Consider the following 17,481-nt stretch of genomic DNA (forward strand, 5'->3'; position numbering starts at 1 on the left):
GTCTTGCGTATCCTCGGGGCGTGCTTCTCTCAGACAAGGACATCCGGGCCGAGATCGACGCCGGGCGGGTCCGGATCGATCCCTACGACGAATCCATGGTGCAGCCGTCGAGTGTCGACGTGCGCCTCGACCGCTACTTCCGGGTGTTCGAGAACCACCGCTACCCCCACATCGACCCGTCCGTCGAACAGGCGGACCTGACGCGGCTGGTGGAGCCGGAGGGCGACGAGCCGTTCATCCTCCACCCCGGCGAGTTCGTGCTCGCCTCGACCTACGAGGTAGTCACCCTCCCCGACGACCTCGCCTCGCGCCTCGAAGGAAAATCCTCCCTCGGCCGGCTCGGGCTCGTCACGCACTCCACCGCCGGATTCATCGACCCCGGTTTCTCCGGCCACGTGACGCTGGAGCTCTCCAACCTCGCGACCCTCCCGATCAAGCTCTGGCCGGGCATGAAGATCGGCCAGCTGTGCATGTTCCAGCTCAGCTCGGCGGCCGAGTTCCCCTACGGCAGCGAGCGCTACGGCTCCCGCTACCAGGGCCAGCGCGGCCCGACGGCCTCCCGTTCCTTCCTCAACTTCCACCGGACGCAGGTATGACCGCGGCCGCCGTGCGGGAGAACCTGACCTACGAGGCGTTCGGCGTCGCCGTGCGCGAACTCGCGCAGACCATCGCCGACGACGGCTACGAGCCCGACGTCATCCTCAGCATCGCCCGCGGCGGAGTCTTCGTCGCCGGCGGCCTCGCCTACGCCCTCGACTGCAAGAACATCAGCCTCGTGAACGTCGAGTTCTACACGGGCGTGGGCACCACCTTGGAAATGCCCGTCATGCTCGCGCCCGTCCCGAACGTGATCGACTTCTCCGACAAGAAGGTCCTGATCACCGACGACGTCGCCGACACCGGCAAGACCCTCAAACTGGTCCGCGACTTCTGCCTCGACACCGTCGCCGAGGTCCGCAGCGCGGTCGTCTACGAGAAGTCGCAGTCGCTGGTGAAGTGCGAATACGTGTGGAAGCGCACCGACGAGTGGATCAACTTCCCGTGGAGTGTGTTGCCCGTAGTACGTAAGTCGGGCGAGCCGATCACGCCGTCAAAAGAAGCGCTCTGACCTGTACCTTCTCCAGGGCTCTGAGAGAGTCCCTCGCTGGATCGGCGAGGGACTCTCTTGCTGTCCCGATACGCGGGCGATTGTTGGGGTTGCGGTACCTGGCTGCTGCACTGCAGGATCCCGGCGGGGGTGATCATGGAACGGCGTGTGCTGGAATCGCTGTTGGCCGGTGACGACGAGGCGTCCGTGATCGCTCTGGCCACCCTCCGGAGTGGCGCTACCTACTGGGTGGCGGACCGGGCACAACCCGCAGGCCAGCATGCCGGAGTCTTCAATCGCCGTCTTCAGCGCATGCGGATGCACGGACTCGAACCTCTTGGGCTGGAACGAGCAGTGCAGCTCGTCCGCGAACATGGCCAGCCCGTGCGCACAGGGCTGATCGATGCTGCCGACCGGAAATGGACCACCCTGCTCTTCCTCACCGAGGAAGGCAGCGCACTGGTGGCCTGTGCCGGCTGGCCGCTGCCGCTGGTCAGGAAGCCACCGCTCTAGGAGCGAGGTTGGGCTGTTGCGGGCGTGACTGGGGATTCCCCGCCTTGGGTGTCGACTGCCGGCATCTCCTCACGACTTCGGTCTGAGCCGGGACGAATACGGCCGAGGCTTCTACTCCTGATCCAGCAACCCGGCCAACCCAGCCGGGGAATGGCGGCAAGCGCGGAGACCGGCCTCTTCTCTCATGTGTCCGCACCGTCGGTGGCCGGCAGGAGCGCCGCCAACTCGGTGTCGTCCGGGCGGTGGACCGCCTCGGCCGCCTTACGCAGAACGGCGCGGTCGACCTTGTCCGCGTCCGCGATCAGATGAACCACCACGGCGTCGATGGGCACGGCGTACTCGTGGCTGCCACCTGCCTTGCGGTACCAGGCGTCGCCGTCGTGCTCACAAGTGACCCGCTTGTCCGACACCTCGCCCAGTGGCTGCTTGGGGCAGCTCTCCGCTGTCAGTGTGCCGTGACCTGCGAAGAGGCCGAACTTGGTGGCACCCTCCTCGGACCGATACGCGGTAACAAACTCGTCCTCGTACTCGCCGACCGACGCTTGGAACACGGTGTAGCCGGAGACCTTGGTGACATAGACGAGTTCCGGAGCCACGCCCCAGACGCGCGCGGCGGCGTCGAGGTCGGCGCTGTCGGCGGCCGTCCGGCCATTCTTGTCCGCGTCGCATCCCGTGAGGAGAACTGGCAGCAGGAAAAGGGGGAGCAGCGCACGCGCGGGTCGCATCATGCCCACAGCTTTTCGCATGGACATGCCGCAGCCACAACTGATTTCCGGATTCCCCCACCCACATTCCCTGCGCATTCCTGCTCGATCGGAGACGCCGGGGGCACGTTCAGTCTTCGGCCTGACTGGGCGCCGTGAGGTCTACCCATATCCACGGCTTGTGGTCCCACGCACGCACCTCGCCTACGACGAGGTCGACAGTCGCCCCGACCGTTGGCAGCTCCTGCGCGAGGTGCTGCACTCCCGGCTCGCTGCCGCGGCGAATCATGTCCAGTGAGGCGCCCACTGGCTCGTATCCGTTGAGTTTCGCCGTGAGGCCCCAAGGCTGGTGACTGGTGATCGTTGCTTGGAGTGTCTCGCCTTGCCGAAGTTCGGTCAGGGGACGCCTTGATCCATCTGTCATGGCGGCATGATCTCAATGCCGCCGACGACAGTCAGCCACGATGGCGGAAGCGTGGTGGCTGGCACCTTTGGACTGTGTTGCCTCCGGTACCTAGGTCGGGGGAAGCGGCGAAGCCGAACAGGGAAGCGGTCTGAACTGCGGGTACCCCGTAGACCAAAGAAAGAGCCCTTTCGATAGATCATCGAGGGGGCTCTCGTGCTGTACAGCAGGATGTCCCCATCAGGGTCGGGCGTTGACCTTGCCTGCGACAATGCACCCATGAATGACGCCTCTGGGCCGCAGACCTTCGCTTCGCCGCTCAAGCCCGTCGACCTGCGCACCATCGCGCCTGAACGTGATGCCTTAGCAGGGTGGCTCGACTACCATCGCGCCGAGCTGCTGAGGAAGCTCGATGGGTTGACCGAGGAACAGGCTGCCCAGCGTGTTGTTCCGTCCCTCACCACCCTGCACGGATTGGTGCGACACCTCACCAAGGTCGAGTTCGTCTGGTTTGTCGACGTCATCAAGCAGAGCGAGGAACCCGCGCCCTTCGGTTGGCCGAAGCGCAAGGACGGTGACTTCCTGGTGGACGACGGCGCGACCCTGGCCGAGGACGTCGCGCGCTATCTGGCCGCCTGCGAGCGCAGCCGCGAGATCTTCGCCGGGGTTTCACTGGACGATGTTTGTACGCACCATCGATTTGGGGATCTCGACGTGCGGTGCATCATGATGCACATGATCAGGGAATACGCCCAACACAGCGGCCACGCGGACGTCATCCGCGAGCTCATCGACGGCAGTACGCAGAGCTGAGTCCAGCTGGGTTTTCGAGTGCGCCACGGGCACGGGAAGTACAGTCCAGATGCCCCATGCCCTACACACTGGCTCCTGGGCGTCTTCGCGCTCCACCCTGAGCTTGGGAAGCTGCGGGCATTTGAGGACGGTTCAATGGTTGACCTGCGTGAACGGCTGTGACGGCTTCCGCGACCGTATAGGCCGCCAGGCCTAGGTCACACGATCAGGAAAGCTGCCCGGCCTCGTGCAGCGAGTCGAAGGCCATCTCGTCGACGGCCGAGACTCGGTCCCGGTCGGCGTAGCGGAACCATGCCTTCTCGGCGATCTCCCTCGACGGGATCAGCTCCCCGCGGTGATCGGCGGTGTAACAGATCATCCGGAAGGGGCCGTGATCCGGATGGCCCTCGCCAATCTCGAAAGTGCCGAAGTGCACCATGGAGCCGGGGTCGATCGTCGCCTGCAGTTCCTCGTCGATCTCCCGCACCAGGGTCTCGTCGTCGGACTCGCCTGGCTCACGATGACCGCCCGGGAAGTAGAAGCGATCTCTGCCGTGACTACGCGTCACCAATACCCGGTCGTCCCGAACCAGGATCCACGCCACCTTCTCCGGCACACCGCTGCCATCCGTCATGGCTCGGGACCGTATCGGAGGGCATCGTCTGCGTCAGCACCGTCCGCACACTGAGCTCGGGAAGCTCGGGTCTTCTGGCGGCAGTTGCCGGATCTGCGGTGGAGCGGTGTTGGAACTCCGGACACACTCGCGCAAGTCCCCGCTGTTCCCCGTGATTCCCCGCAGGATCTGGCACGCGAATGGCACGACTTCTTCGATCCGGAGCACCCTGGACGGAGACTGGGCCCTGGAACTCCCGAGCCTTAGCCGACGACAGTCAGCCACGACGGCCGGGTGTCCATCAGAGCAAGTCGTGACGGCGGACGTGTGGTGGTGGGGTCCCTGGAGTGTGTTGCCTCCGGTACGTAGGTCGGGAGAAGCGGCGAAGCCGAACAGGGAAGCTGTCTGACCTGCGGATGTCGTTGGGGTTGCGGTACTGGTGAGCGAAGAGGCCCCCGGTTGATAACCGGGGGCCTCTTGTCCAGGTGGGTTCGGGTTCGCAGAGTTCTCAGGCGGCGGGTTCTGTTCGGCTGAAGGTCCGTAATCCGCGCCGGGTAGGCTCACGGCGCCATGGAACAGATGCCCGAGAGTGTGGACCGCGACATCCTGGAGCATCGGATCATCGCGGCTCTCAGGACGATCCGCGAAACGCTGGGGTGCACTCTCCACCAGGCGCTCGATGTCTTCGCGCAGCGGTACGAGGAACTTCGCCGCGATCGTCCGGACGACTTCGATGTGAGCCGGAACGAATACGGCCGAGGCTTCTACTCCTGATCCAGCCGACCCAGTCGAAGCGGGCCGCTGACCTGAACGGCCGCTGCTCAGGGGCAACGGAACCCGGCTGGCTCCGTGGGGAGTTACGCACATCTCAGCCGTGGATGTCACTGACCAGGACGGGCATGGGCGGCGGTGGGGTCCACTCCAGTCCATTCTTGGAGAGAGTCGCCAGGATCCATGCTTGGCCGGCCGGGCCTGCCACACTCCAGGTATAGGCCATGGGGCGATTCTGCTTACGCCAGAACTTCCACAGGGGTTCTCGTCTCGCACCCATGGCAACGTTGTGAACAAGGTCGGCAAGCCAGGCGATGCATGCGACGTAGTCATCATCGGGCCAACTGGCCAGTGCCTTGTGCTGCCGGGCCATGGCACGAATGTCGATCACGGCGGAGTAGGTCAGCATGGATATGGCTGCGTGGTCGTCGATGCGCCGATCGTTGGTCATGAGGACCTCCAGTCCGCTGAGGCCACGCACTCTGACGTGAGGCCTACGGAGTGGCCTGGAGCAAGAGTCATTCGTCGTCACACCTCTCCAGTACGAGGCCTATGGACCTCTCTTTGAGTCCGTTGTTCTCGTCCAGGTGAAGGTGAGTGCCATCTGGTGTGGCGTCCTGGGCGAGGGTGAGGAGGTGGCCTGCCAGCGTCCTCAACCCGGCAGCGTTAGCCTCGATGACGACCTCTCCGCCCAGGTTGCGGACTTCGACGCGTGCGCCTTCCTCCCACGTGAAGACTCTGGTGACTCCGTCGGTCACCGTATCTATGCGAGTGGTCATCGACGGAGCAGCGCTGGGTTCACGGGTCATGCCCAAGCATCGCGTACTCAGGGACCGCCAGGCATCGAGGGTGCACGCTTTGCAGCTGTGGTGGTGGGGCGGTGAACGGGGTTGAACGAGACGGAATCTGGGACGGCCTGCCGTGCCCCTACGGGCACGACAGGCCGTGGGGCAGGTCGCAGACGTCGTCGCGCATGTGCAGCCTGCGGAGGTCCTGGACGAGTGCGACGGGGTAGGGATGCATTGCCCACTCGGCGAGATAGCCGGCCTCGCCATGCTCCGTGAGCACAGTGTGGGCCGCTTCCAAAACAGCGTGAGCGAATGCCGAACGCGGATAGGTCGCCTGCCACATCACCGTGCCATGGAAGTCCGGAAGGTCGGGGCTGACGGCGACGTCGGGAAACTTGCAGAGCGTCACGTTGACCGCGTCATCCGTTGTGCGGAGCACCCAGCGAAACTCCTGCGGCTCGGCGTCGAAGAAGAACCGGGCTGAGCGCTGCTGCCCGTACAACTCGCCTGCTCCCGCTACAAGGTCCGCCAACGCGTCAGTGCAGTAGCTGGCGGTCACCGATGCCGTCTGGGAGTCATCGGACAGGTGGCACCTTGCCCAACCATGCCCTGAGAGTTCCCACTTCAACTGAAGGGCACCGGCTGACCCTTGATCCATCGACACGGGCTCAGGCTAGTGGCATCGATTGGCCCTGAGCTTGGGAAGCTGAGGTTATCTGCGGCCCGTTCTGAGGCTGACCTGCGGTGAAGCAGCATCGGGGCTCGGTGGCCGGTCGGTTGGTTCCCCAGTGTTCCCCCTGACTCCCCGCACGATCTGGCACACGTCTGGCACGTGGCCTGTCACCGATCACATGGTGATGTCGGTGCTGTCGGACACAATGCGCGCCATGAGCGACCACTACGAAGTTGTCTTCTCCTCCTTCCTGCGCGACGACACGCCGGCCCCGGTTCTGGCGGCCCTGCGCTGGCATATGGGCATTGACGACGAAGGTCCGGACGACCTGGATCCAGACGATCACCCGTACCCGTTGCTTCTCCCGGGCCGGAGCCGGCTTCCCGGTGGCGACATCGTGTTCCTGGACCGCACGGTGCAGGAGTCCACGTCATCGGGGAAGCTGTACGAGTGGGAGCTGTTCGTGCGCATCTACTGGGTCGATGACCTCACGCTCTACCTCGACACACTGCTAGAGCTGATCGCTCCTTACGTCGCGCGCCGGGGTTACGGCGGCTACATACGCGACGAGTACGACATCGAGGTGAAGACCTTCAAGTTCCATGACGGCACGTACGATCCGGTCAAGATCTAAGAAGGGGCGTTTTCGCCCTCGACGGCAAGAGACATCGCATTTTGCCCGACTGCTGCCCCTGGGGGAAACCCGTATGACCGAGCGCCTCTGACCAGGGGCTTCACTGTTGGCTGCAATGGCTCGGCTGTCGCTGTCGGGCGTCGTCGAGTGACCTCGGGCGCCCTCGCATGGCCCGGAGGCGGCCCCACTCGTGGGGTGTGATCTCGGCTCGCTCCACTGTCAGTGCGGACGGCTATGGTGCCGCCAGCGAGGGTGAGGCTATGGGGAGGGACCATGGGAGCCAAGACGGGCCTGCTCGTATACGCCGACGGCGAGGTGCCGGACCTCCTGCGACAGGCAGGGACGGCGGACCTGGCGCGGACGTCGGCCATGATGCAGCGCCTCTACCCGGCCTGCGACATCGAACCGCACGCGGGTACTGAGCTCTGGGACGGCGTCTACCCGCCGAAAGGCACGGCTTACGCAGCCAGTTGGCCGGGCGTGGATGTCGTGGGCGACCGGAGAGTAATGATCGACTTCCCATCCCAGCTCCCGGAGCACCTGGTCGCAGCGAGCGCCGGCCGACGGCTCGTCCTGCACGCCATGCACAGCGTCGTCGACTGGCTCGCGTTCGCCCTCTGGGAGGACGGCCGACTGCTGCGCTCACTGAGTCTGTCTCCGGACAGCGGGATCATCGAGAACATCGGCGAGCCGCTCCCCTTTGAGCTGCCTTACTGGGCCGGGGACCGTCCCGCCGACGTCATCCCATGGCCTGACGAGGACGAAGAACCGTACGCGTTGCCCTTCCATCCTCTGGAGCTCGGCGAGGACGCGCTGCGCGCGCTCTACGGGTTCGTCCTGGAGGGCCGCCCCGAGCCCGAGGACATCGATGCGGGCAGCATCGCCCTGCACGGATTCCATGTGCGGGACCCGCACGCGCCCGATACCGCAGAACAGGAGGCGCAGCTGCGGAGGGCGATGGAGGCCATGGGCCCGCCTCGCTTCTTCTCGCCGGGACCGGATGGTTCGCTCATCGAGCGCGACGGCTTTTAGCCCACGACCTCTTCGTCCCGAAGCAACTTGGGCGGGGGTGGCGCCTTGGGCTGGTGTGTCTCTCACCTGCGTCGATGGTCCGCAGACGTTCGCGGGCGTCCGCCGCTGTTCGTGGACGTTGTCACGCAGTTAGACACTCACCGTCCGATCGCACGATACGGCAAAGGCACGGTCTGGTCTGGGTTGATCCAGTAGAGAACGGCACGGTGGACGTAGCTGCGGAACTGCGGGCTCTTACAGCCTCTTTGGCGCGAGAAGAGTGGGGTCTTCGGCCGTGTGGTCGAGGAGGCCGGCGGATCCGTTCCGGAACTCGTCCGCCGAGTTGTCGGGCCGGAGACCTGAGGCAGCGGGTCGTGATCGGCTACACCACGGCCGGGGACACGACCGTGGTGTAGCCGGTGCGGCTAGCGCAACAGCCACGCCGCGTGTTTGTCCCGGGCTGCCTGGGCGAGGACTCCACGGAGTGCTTCCCTTGTCCGGCCGCGTGTCTTGACGGCGTGACAGTTCGGGCAGAGGGCGACCATCTGTGAGGGGTGGTCACGGCCTCCGGCGGCGATCTCTTCTACGTGGTCGACTTCGAGGATTGGCCGCCCGTCGTCGGTCAAGTCGTCCGGCTGTCCGGGACACCTGGGGTTTTCGCACCGGCCGTCGCATCTGATGAGGACGGCTTCGCGGGCTTGCGAGATGCGCACCGGCCGGGAGTTGGTACCGCTGGAGCGCTTTCCTCTTGTAGCAGCCTCACGTCGCTCGGCTGCCTCAACGAGTCTGCGGTACTCGGTGCCCCGGTTCGGATGCGGCGCCAGTTCCGCGCGGGGCGGGGGTACGTCAGGCACTCGGGCAAGCCGCTCGCATCGGGCGTGCCGAGGTGAGCCGATGGGGACTCCGCCCTTGCCGCAGACCGGGCACGGCTTGTCGCTCGCGACGGGCAGGTCCCTTCGAGCCGCCGGAACGGTCGGTGATGTGTGTGCGGCTCCTTCTCTCGGGAGCCGTGCAGGTGTCTGGGGTAGATCGGGGGCGGGTTCATGCGGCCGGGCTCGCGACTCCATCTCTGCGCGGGCAGCGAGTTGGGCCCGGTAGACCTCGTCCAGTGCGCCCCGTACGCGGCGGGGCTTCTTCTTCGGCTGCTTCTGCGGCTTGCTGGTGAGAGGCGGGGTCTGGGCCTTGGGCTGCTTTTGCTTCCGAGGCTTCTGCCCTTTCCCGCCTTCCGCCTGGGGCCTCCTGTTGATCCGGATGAGGTCCCGTCGCATTTCGCGGGTGACCAGCCTGCGCTTCGGCAGGCGTCCACCTTCAGGCGGTGCGGCTGCCTCGCTCTTGCGGCTTCCGGCCTTCTCCTTGGCCTTGTTCAGGGCTTGACGGCGCACTTCGGCCTGCTCTGCGATGCGGGCGGTATCGCTTGCCCTTCGCGCTTCGACCTCTTCGGTAGAGAGTCTGGTTGCGCGGGCCAGGGCTTCGGCGATTCTCTTGCTCGACGCCATATCACCTTCCTTTCGTGCCTTCACCTGGTGTCGCACCAGGCTCACCTGAGTGGTCTCGACTGCGAGCGAAGGTGTTCCAACCATCCGGGCCAGCGCTGCGCTGCCGCCTTCGGTGGCGAAGGCCCTCACCTCCTCTCATAAGGACGGGAGGTGGTGTACGGCCTCTATGTAGTTCTCAAGTATCAGCGCCTCCGGGATGGGTCATGTCCCCCTGGTCCGTCGAACCGCCGGTCGTGCGTCGCACCGGTCAGGTCCTCGACGCCTGAGCGGTGGCGGTATCTCCTACGACGACGAAGGGCTCCCGGTGCGTGCCGGGAGCCCCTCGTCGTCGTAGCGGGAGAACTGTCGTAGCGGAGAAGCGCTAGAACGTGCCCAGTTTCACGATCGACAGCAGGGCGATGAGCTGGATCGCCGATGCGCCCAGGGCCTTGGGCCAGGGGAGGTCGTGGGAGCGGCTGACCATCATCGTGAGGAGGGCGCCGGCCGCCACCCAGGTGGCCCAGCCGAGGGCCTGGACGAAGGTCGCGTTGCCGCCGAAGAACATGGCGAAGACCAGGCGGGGGGCGTCCGTGAGGGACATGATCAGCATCGACAGGCCTACTGTGGGCTGCCAGGCTCCGTCGCCGCCCAGTTGGCGCGCCAGGGTGTGGGTGACCACGCCCAGGACGAAGGACGACAGCACCATCGCCACGGCCGTGATCAGGACGATCGGGACCGCGTTCGCCAGGGTGGCGCTTATCGCGTCCGCGCGGGCGCCGTCGAAGCCGAAGACCGCGAGCAGGCCGTAGAGGAACGTCACGATCAGGGCGGGGCCCCACATCGTGTAGTCCCGCATCTGGAGGAAGGTCTGCTGGGGGGCGAGGACGATGCCTCTCAGCAGGTCCTTCCAGTGCAGGCGGGGGCCGACCGGGCCGGTGGGCGCCTGGGCCGAGCCCGCGCGGTACGTACCGCCCTGGGTGTACGGGTCCTCCCCTACGGCGAAGGCCTGGGTGCTGCCCGGGTTGTTCGCCGCGTACGGGTCCGGGGTGCCGGGGTGGGCGCCCTGTCCGTACCCGCCGCCGTCACCGAAGTACTCCGGCTCGTCGCCGTAGGCGCCGTTGCCGCCGTTCCCCTGGGACCACTGCCGGTTGCCGCCCGCAGGGCTTCCGTACTGCGGTTGCTGCTGCGGGTACGGCTGCGGTGCCGCGGGGTAGCCGTACGGCTGTCCCTGCGGCGCCGGGGGCGCCTGCTGCCCGTACGGAGGTTGTTGAGGGCGCGCTTGCGGGGCCCTGCCGTCCCGGCCGCCGCGTCCGATCCTGAATCCAGCCACGTCATCGAACGTACCTGGTTCCACGGAGACACGTGTCGGGCCGGGGGTTTCGGGCGGGGCTTTGCTGCCGACCTGTGACATCCCCTAAGGGGAGTCCGGTGGGAGCCCTGAGGGGGTGACAGGGGCCGGGCCCGGGCCGGCCGTGGTGGACGGTCGGCACGGGCCCGGCGGAGAAGAAGCGCAGGCCGGGGCGGGTCCTAGTCGGCGAAGAGAGAGCCGAACTGGGCCGTGCCCGAGGTGGAGACGCCCACCGAGGTCACGGAGAGGGCGCGGGAGCCGGTCGTACCGATCTTCGTGCCGGTGGAGGGCAGGTAGGTCACCGCTCCGTCGCCGCCGTCCTCGGCCTGGCCGATGATCAGGTCCGCCTTGCCGTCGCCGTTGACGTCGTCGAGCTTGACGTCCTCGCCGAACAGGTCGTTCTTCTCGTCCGTGCCCGGGACACCCGCCGTGCTCTGGGCGAAGGACTGGAGGCCGGTGGAGGTGTTGATGCCGCTCGCGGAGCCGTACATGACGGTGACCATGCCGGCGTTGGAGACGCTGCCGAGGTCCTCCGCCGGGGTGGAGACCACGAGGTCCTGGTAGCCGTCGCCGTTGACGTCACCCAGGTCCAGGTCCCAGCCGAAGCCGTCGCCCTTCTCCGAACTGCCGGGTACGTTCCCGGTGTTCTGGGTGATGCCGGTGGTCGAGGCCGGGCCGGACGCGGAACCGTAGGTGATGCTGGCCTTGCCGCCGTTCGCGGCGTCGGGGACGGTCTGGCCGTCGCTGGTGGTCGCGTCCCAGTCGGCGCCGGTGACGATGTCGCCGTAACCGTCGCCGTTGATGTCGCCGATGCCGGTGACGATGCCGGGCTTGAGGGTCTTGACGCCGGTGACGCTCAGGCCGGTCGTGCTGCCGGGCAGGTAGTAGTTGGTGTTCCAGCCGTTGTCGGTCTGCGTCTCGTAGCCGTCGACCACCAGGTCGGTACGGCCGTCGCCGTTCACGTCGCCGGCGGTGAGCTGCTCCGGGCCGTACGGGTAGCCGGAACTTCCGGGCAGGATCGGGGGCTTGACGGTGTAACGGCCGCCGGGCTGGCCGGTGGAGCTGCTGAAACCGCCCTTGTAGACATAGAGGGTGGCGGCCGAACTGCCCACCGCCAGGTCCGCCTTGCCGTCGCCGTCGAAGTCGCCGGCCGCCAGGGACAGGCCCCAGTAGTCGTGCGAGGAGACGGCCGGGTCCGGTACGTCGCTGCTCTTGCCGGTGAGGCCGCTCGCCGAGCCCCACAGGATCGCGAGGGCGCCGCCGTCGGTGTCGGTGCCGACCTTTTCGCTCGGCGAGGCCACGGCGAGGTCGTCGTACCCGTCGCCGTTGAAGTCGGCGTACGCCGTCGCGCCGCCGAACCAGTCGCCGGCCTCGGCGGTGCCGGGCACGGTGCCGGAGTTCTGGCTGATGACCGAGCGCTTGGCCGAGGTCACGCCGGTGGCGCTGCCGTACAGCGCGACTATCTGGCCGGCGTTGGCGTGGCCGCTGACGTAGGCGCCGGGGGCCGAGGCCACGACGTCGCCGAATCCGTCGCCGTTGAAGTCGGCCTTCGCGACCTTGAACGAGTCGGCGGCGGTGGCCGTCGTCGCCGAGAGCGTGAGCAGACCGCCCGTGAGCGCGGCCGCGGCGGCCGTCGCGAGGGCGAGGCGCAGGTGCGGGTGATGCTTCTGGTGCATGCGGGGTTCTCCTGCGGCATGCGGGGGATGCGTGGCGGGCATCCGCGTCGATGGGGTGCGGACCGTCCGTGTTTGCCGGGAGTTGTCCTTGGCTTCACGGGTGGTTGGCGATCAGGAGACCTGTGGTGGTGCGTAAAGGTTGTACGTGACTTCGGAGGTGGGCGGGGTTCTCGGGTCGGGTGCGGCGATGACACCTGCGGGGGCTCAACTTGCCGCTCTGAGCTGCCACTTGCGTACGTTGTGAAGTGACGGGTTGGGCCGCCCGCTTCTTGGTCAGTGTCGGGATTGCGTGAGTCGAGTAAAGGGCGCTCCCTGCGGTCGCGTCGGCTGCGCCGATTGCGCTGCGCTTCACCCTTGACTCGTCTCACGCAATCCCGTTTCAGAAGCGAGCGGGCGGCCCCGAGGGATGGGTGGCCAGGCAGGAATCCCCTTGCCTGTACTGGGTTCCGGGCCGGTGCGTGGGGGCGCTCGCGTTTCGCCAGCACGCCGGTGGGTTCAGCGGCTACCGGTCGGTGGGGGGCGCGCTGCCGTCCCGCCTGTATGCCGGTGGGCTCAGCGGCTACCGGTGGGTGGGTGGTTGCTGGAAGCCGGGGGTAAATCTAACCACTGTCGCAGGCTTTGACCGGTTAGAGATGACCCCGGCTTCCGGAGAGGACCGGGTCGGGGGCGGGGTCGGGGGTGAGGGCGGCGCGTTGGCGTCCCGCCTGCACGCCGCCTCGGCTCAGCGGCTGTCGGTCGGTGGGGGCTTGCTGCGCAAGACGCCACCAGGCCAAGGGGCCAAGGGGCAAGGAGGGGCGCCGGGGGCGTGGCCGGGGGTGTGAGGGGAACGCGCTCGCGTCTCGCCTGCGTGCCGGGCGGGTTTGGCGGCTACCGGCCGGTGGTGCGCTAGGGGACTGACCTCGACCCCACAAGCAACGGGTCGTGGGCAACAGGTAGTCAGGTAGTAGTGGGTGATAGGCAGTTCTGGGCCACAGGCATAGGGGAAGGCTCCGGGCCGGTACTGGGCGGCAGCCCGGATGATGGCCCCCATCTGCCGATTACACCTCCCCGGGATACCCGGCTCGCGGCGATGTGACAGTCGAAGCGGAAGTGTCACACTTCTCCGACCCACCCAGCCCGGCCCCCGTCGTGGCCCCGGCATCTCTGGAGGCTGGGGTCATTTCTAACCACTCAAAGGGTGCTGGAGTGGTTAGATTTACCCCCGGCTTCCAGCAACCACCCACCCACCGTTGGCCGCTGAGCCCACCGGCATGCAGGCGGGACGGCAGCGCGCCCCCCGCCCCCCCACCGACCGGTAGCCGCTAAGCCCATCCGGCGTGGAGGCGAGACGCGAGCGCGTCCCTCCACACCGGCCCGCCACGCAGTACAGGTACGGGCCTCCCTACCTGGCCACCCGTTCCTCCGGGCCGCTCGCTCGCTTCTGAAACGGGCTGGAGCGGCCCTAGTCAAGGGTGGAGCGCAGCGGAATCGGCGTAGCCGACGCGACCGTAGGGAGCGCCCTTTACTCGGGCCGCGGAAGCACGACACTGGCCAAGAAGCGAGTGGCCCAACGGTCACGTATCAAGCTGCGTCCACCATCCCTACGGCGTGTCTTACGACGTGCAGACGTTCTTGAGTTCGCTCGCTGCCGCGTCGATCTTGCTGGAGTCGGGGTTCGTGTCGCCGTTCAGGATGGCCTTGTTGTAGTCGGAGATCGCCTTGTTGAGGTTGTCGACCGCCTTGTCGACCTTGGTGTTGTCCGAGTCGGCGTCGATCTTGGCGATGGATTCGTTGTCGTGGATCGCCCTGAGGCTGTCGGAGATCGTGTTCCAGTTCTTGAGACAGTTCAGGGAGTTGGAGGTGTCGGAGGTGTCAGAGGGGTTGGTCGGGTCGCAGGCCGTCAGGAGTCCGGCAGTGAGGGCTATGGCTGCGGCCGTGGTGGCGAGGGTGGCCGTACGGCGGATGCGGATGCGGTGGCGGTTCGTGGTCATGGAAGTCCTTCGGGGTGAGTTCTGCCGGGGGGACTGCGGGGGCATCGGGGCGGGGTCAGGCCCAGGGCTCTTCCACCCGCGCCTTGGCGGTCTGCTCGCGGCGGCCCGCTATCAGGCCGCCCGCCGCGCCCAGGGAGACCAGGCCCATCCCGGCCGCGGTCGCGATGCCCTTGACGCCGTCCATGGAGAGGTAGCAGAACGCGGCCACACCGCCGTTGAAGAGGAACAGGAACCACAGCGTCGACCGCTTCGACAGGAACGCCTTGATCTTCGGCTTCTTCGCGATGCGCGAGCCGGCCAGGAGGGAGACGGCGATACCGGTGTAGGTGGCGGCGTTCTTCGCCGTACCGTCCAGCACCGCCCCGGAGGCCGTGCTCGCGGCGAGGCCGCCGACGAAGAACGACCACAGCAGCAGGTTGGCGACGAACGACTTCACGGCGGCGAGCAGCGACTTCACGGGATTTCCTTCGGCGGGGATCGGAGGAGAGGGGGTGTGATCTCTGACCTCTACGATCCCGTCGCGCGCTCGCCGTCACGAGGGACCGTTCTCCCGAATGCATGGTGTAGCGCGCTACACCATGGGACGGGATCGGGGGCGGGGGACGGTACGACGATGCCCCGCACCCCTTCAGCGAGGGGGCGGGGCATCGTCGTAGACGACTGGCTGGTTACTTCACCGGCTGGGGCTCCGGGGCGTTTTCCGGTTCTGCGGTGCCTGCCGGGGGCTCGTCGTCGGACGGCTTCCTGACCGAGTCCAGGAGGAGTTGGGCCACGTCGACCACCTGGATCGATTCCTTGGCCTTGCCGTCGTTCTTCTTGCCGTTGACCGAGTCGGTGAGCATGACCAGGCAGAAGGGGCAGGCCGTTGAGACGATGTCCGGGTTCAACGACAGGGCTTCGTCGACGCGTTCGTTGTTGATGCGCTTGCCGATGCGCTCTTCCATCCACATGCGCGCGCCGCCGGCTCCGCAGCAGAAGCCGCGTTCCTTGTGGCGGTGCATCTCCTCGTTGCGCAGGCCGGGGACGCTGGCGATGATCTCGCGCGGGGGCGTGTAGATCTTGTTGTGGCGGCCCAGGTAGCAGGGGTCGTGGTAGGTGATGATGCCCTCGACCGGGGTGACCGGGACCAACTTGCCCTCGTCGACGAGGTGTTGGAGCAGCTGGGTGTGGTGGATGACCTCGTAGTCGCCGCCGAGCTGCGGGTACTCGTTGCCGATGGTGTTCAGGCAGTGCGGGCACGTCGCGACGATCTTCTTCGCCGACTTCGGCTTCGCGGACTCCGCTACGACCTTGCCGTCGTCGTCCAACTCCTCGCCGAACGCCATGTTCAGGGCCATGACGTTCTCCATGCCGAGTTCCTGGAACAGCGGCTCGTTGCCGAGCCTCCGCGCCGAGTCGCCCGTGCACTTCTCGTCGCCGCCCATGATCGCGAACTTCACGCCCGCGATGTGGAGCAGTTCCGCGAAGGCCTTCGTCGTCTTCTTGGCGCGGTCTTCCAACGCGCCGGCGCAGCCGACCCAGTACAGGTACTCGACCTCGGTCAGGTCCTCGATGTCCTGGCCCACGACCGGGACCTCGAACTCGACCTCCTTGAGCCACTCCAGGCGCTGCTTCTTCGCCAGGCCCCAGGGGTTGCCCTTCTTCTCCAGGTTCTTGAGCATCGTCCCGGCCTCGGACGGGAACGCGCTCTCGATCATCACCTGGTAGCGGCGCATGTCGACGATGTGGTCGACGTGCTCGATGTCCACCGGGCACTGCTCCACGCACGCGCCGCAGGTGGTGCAGGACCACAGGACGTCCGGGTCGATGACCCCGTTCTCCTCCACCGTCCCGATCAGCGGGCGTTCCGCCTCCGCGAGAGCCGCCGCGGGGACGTCCTTCAGTTGCTCCTCCGTCGCCTTCTCCTCGCCCTCCATCGACTTGCCGCCGCCCGCCAGCAGGTACGGGGCCTTGGCGTGCGCGTGGTCGCGGAGGGACATGATCAGGAGCTTGGGGGACAGGGGCTTGCCGGTGTTCCAGGCCGGGCACTGCGACTGGCAGCGGCCGCACTCCGTGCACGTGGAGAAGTCCAGCAGGCCCTTCCAGGAGAACTGCTCGACCTGGGAGACGCCGAAGACGTCGTCGTCGCCCGGGTCGGTGAAGTCGATCGGCTTGCCGCCCGACGTCATCGGGAGCAGGGCGCCGAGGGAGGTCTCGCCGGTCGCGTTCCGCTTGAACCAGATGTTCGGGAACGCCAGGAAGCGGTGCCAGGCCACGCCCATGTCCGTCTTCAGGGCGACCGTGATCATCCAGATGAAGGAGGTCGCGATCTTCACGCCCGCGAAGAGGTACGTGAGGTTCTGGAGTGTCGAGACGTCCAGGTGGCGAAGGGCCGACACCACGGGGTACGAGATGAAGAAGGAGGCCTCGTAGGCGTCGACGTGGTGCTGGGCTCCCTCAAGGGCGTGCAGCATGAAGATGCAGACGCCGACGATCAGGATGACGGCCTCGACGAAGTACGCCTGGCCGAAGTTCGAGCCGGCGAAGCGGGACTTGCGGCCCGGCTTGTTCGGCTTGCTCAGCTGGCGGATCACGATCAGGGCGAGGATGCCGAGGACCGTCATCGTGCCGATGAACTCGACGAAGACGTTGTACGGCGCCCATTCGCCGATGACCGGCAGCAGCCAGTCGGCCTGGAAGAGCTGGCCGATGGCGTTGACGATCGTCAGCAGCAGTGAGAAGAAGCCCACCGCCACGAACCAGTGTGCGACGCCGACGACACCCCAGCGGTTCATCCGGGTGTGGCCGAGGAACTCCTTGGCCACGGTGACGGTGCGCTGGACGGGCTCGTCCGTGCGGGTGCCCGCTGGCACGTTCTGGCCGAGTCGCATGAAGGTGTAGATCTGCAGGACGGCGCGGGCGAACAGCGCCACACCGACCACGATCAGTACCAGCGACACGATGATCGCGGCGAGTTGCATTTCAGGGCTCCTCGGGCCTGCGAGGGGTCATGGCATTACCGCCCAGCACATTACTAAGCGGTA

Annotated in this window: 18 protein-coding genes; 7 read left to right on the forward strand and 11 right to left on the reverse strand. The window is 66.7% G+C overall.

What is annotated here, in order from left to right:
- Nucleotides 1–20: 20 nt before the first annotated feature.
- The 3 genes from dcd (at nt 21) to OG496_RS30305 (ending at nt 1,600) form a co-directional block, all read left to right on the forward strand.
- A complete protein-coding gene (gene dcd, locus OG496_RS30295; protein WP_033284765.1) occupies nt 21–596 on the forward strand; it encodes a dCTP deaminase in 576 nt (191 codons plus the stop codon).
- Entirely contained in the window at nt 593–1,108 is a 516-nt protein-coding gene (locus tag OG496_RS30300) for a phosphoribosyltransferase (protein ID WP_405973152.1), read from the forward strand. The genes dcd and OG496_RS30300 overlap by 4 nt, the downstream gene beginning before the upstream one ends.
- A 147-nt stretch (nt 1,109–1,255) precedes the next feature.
- Nucleotides 1,256–1,600, forward strand: coding sequence for a hypothetical protein (locus OG496_RS30305; RefSeq protein WP_405973153.1), 345 nt, complete (start codon nt 1,256–1,258; stop codon nt 1,598–1,600).
- Between the two features lie 182 nt (nt 1,601–1,782).
- On the opposite strand, the gene OG496_RS30310 is transcribed toward OG496_RS30305, so the two are convergent.
- Nucleotides 1,783–2,328 carry a hypothetical protein gene (locus OG496_RS30310; protein ID WP_405973154.1) on the reverse strand — a complete coding sequence of 182 codons (546 nt, stop codon included), beginning with the start codon at nt 2,326–2,328 and terminating at the stop codon, nt 1,783–1,785.
- A 658-nt stretch (nt 2,329–2,986) separates the two neighbouring features.
- On the opposite strand from OG496_RS30310, the gene OG496_RS30315 reads away from it, so the two are divergent.
- A complete protein-coding gene (locus tag OG496_RS30315; protein WP_405973155.1) occupies nt 2,987–3,520 on the forward strand; it encodes a DinB family protein in 534 nt (177 codons plus the stop codon).
- A 205-nt stretch (nt 3,521–3,725) separates the two neighbouring features.
- On the opposite strand, the gene OG496_RS30320 is transcribed toward OG496_RS30315, so the two are convergent.
- Nucleotides 3,726–4,133 (reverse strand): NUDIX domain-containing protein, encoded by a 408-nt coding sequence (locus OG496_RS30320; protein ID WP_405973156.1) that lies wholly within the window; start codon nt 4,131–4,133, stop codon nt 3,726–3,728.
- 549 nt (nt 4,134–4,682) lie between these two features.
- Between OG496_RS30320 and OG496_RS30325 the strand changes: the two genes are divergently transcribed.
- Entirely contained in the window at nt 4,683–4,886 is a 204-nt protein-coding gene (locus OG496_RS30325) for a hypothetical protein (protein WP_405973157.1), read from the forward strand.
- 94 nt (nt 4,887–4,980) lie between these two features.
- Here OG496_RS30325 and OG496_RS30330 read toward each other — a convergent pair whose 3' ends face one another.
- From OG496_RS30330 to OG496_RS30340, 3 genes are all read right to left on the reverse strand, one after another.
- On the reverse strand, nt 4,981–5,334 hold the full coding sequence (locus OG496_RS30330; RefSeq protein ID WP_405973158.1) for a hypothetical protein: 354 nt from the start codon (nt 5,332–5,334) through the stop codon (nt 4,981–4,983).
- 67 nt (nt 5,335–5,401) lie between these two features.
- Nucleotides 5,402–5,641 carry a hypothetical protein gene (locus tag OG496_RS30335; protein WP_405973159.1) on the reverse strand — a complete coding sequence of 80 codons (240 nt, stop codon included), beginning with the start codon at nt 5,639–5,641 and terminating at the stop codon, nt 5,402–5,404.
- Nucleotides 5,642–5,810: 169 nt separating this feature from the next.
- Entirely contained in the window at nt 5,811–6,230 is a 420-nt protein-coding gene (locus OG496_RS30340) for a hypothetical protein (protein WP_405973160.1), read from the reverse strand.
- A gap of 328 nt (nt 6,231–6,558) precedes the next feature.
- Between OG496_RS30340 and OG496_RS30345 the strand changes: the two genes are divergently transcribed.
- Both OG496_RS30345 and OG496_RS30350 read left to right on the forward strand, forming a co-directional pair.
- Nucleotides 6,559–6,978, forward strand: coding sequence for a hypothetical protein (locus OG496_RS30345; protein ID WP_405973161.1), 420 nt, complete (start codon nt 6,559–6,561; stop codon nt 6,976–6,978).
- 273 nt (nt 6,979–7,251) lie between these two features.
- Nucleotides 7,252–8,010 carry a DUF6928 family protein gene (locus OG496_RS30350; RefSeq protein ID WP_405973162.1) on the forward strand — a complete coding sequence of 253 codons (759 nt, stop codon included), beginning with the start codon at nt 7,252–7,254 and terminating at the stop codon, nt 8,008–8,010.
- 404 nt (nt 8,011–8,414) lie between these two features.
- Here the strand turns inward: OG496_RS30350 and OG496_RS30355 are convergent, their stop codons facing one another.
- The 6 genes from OG496_RS30355 to OG496_RS30380 all read right to left on the reverse strand — a co-directional run bounded on the left by OG496_RS30355 (nt 8,415) and on the right by OG496_RS30380 (nt 17,418).
- Nucleotides 8,415–9,569, reverse strand: coding sequence for an HNH endonuclease (locus tag OG496_RS30355; protein ID WP_405976741.1), 1,155 nt, complete (start codon nt 9,567–9,569; stop codon nt 8,415–8,417).
- Nucleotides 9,570–9,846: 277 nt separating this feature from the next.
- The gene (locus tag OG496_RS30360) at nt 9,847–10,875 is read right to left on the reverse strand and encodes a Yip1 family protein (RefSeq protein WP_405973163.1); all 1,029 of its coding nucleotides are present in this window, start codon (nt 10,873–10,875) and stop codon (nt 9,847–9,849) included.
- A gap of 116 nt (nt 10,876–10,991) precedes the next feature.
- On the reverse strand, nt 10,992–12,488 hold the full coding sequence (locus OG496_RS30365; RefSeq protein WP_405973164.1) for an FG-GAP and VCBS repeat-containing protein: 1,497 nt from the start codon (nt 12,486–12,488) through the stop codon (nt 10,992–10,994).
- A gap of 1,592 nt (nt 12,489–14,080) precedes the next feature.
- Nucleotides 14,081–14,458, reverse strand: a complete 378-nt coding sequence (locus OG496_RS30370) for a hypothetical protein (protein ID WP_405973165.1) — start codon at nt 14,456–14,458, stop codon at nt 14,081–14,083.
- A gap of 55 nt (nt 14,459–14,513) precedes the next feature.
- A complete protein-coding gene (locus tag OG496_RS30375) occupies nt 14,514–14,915 on the reverse strand; it encodes a hypothetical protein (RefSeq protein WP_366494539.1) in 402 nt (133 codons plus the stop codon).
- Nucleotides 14,916–15,126: 211 nt separating this feature from the next.
- Nucleotides 15,127–17,418: a (Fe-S)-binding protein gene (locus tag OG496_RS30380; protein WP_405973166.1), complete on the reverse strand. Its 2,292-nt coding sequence runs from the start codon at nt 17,416–17,418 to the stop codon at nt 15,127–15,129.
- Between the last annotated feature and the right edge of the window lie 63 nt (nt 17,419–17,481).

The organism is Streptomyces sp. NBC_00988, from assembly GCF_045162645.1.
In the GTDB taxonomy this organism is placed as follows: Bacteria; Actinomycetota; Actinomycetes; order Streptomycetales; family Streptomycetaceae; genus Streptomyces.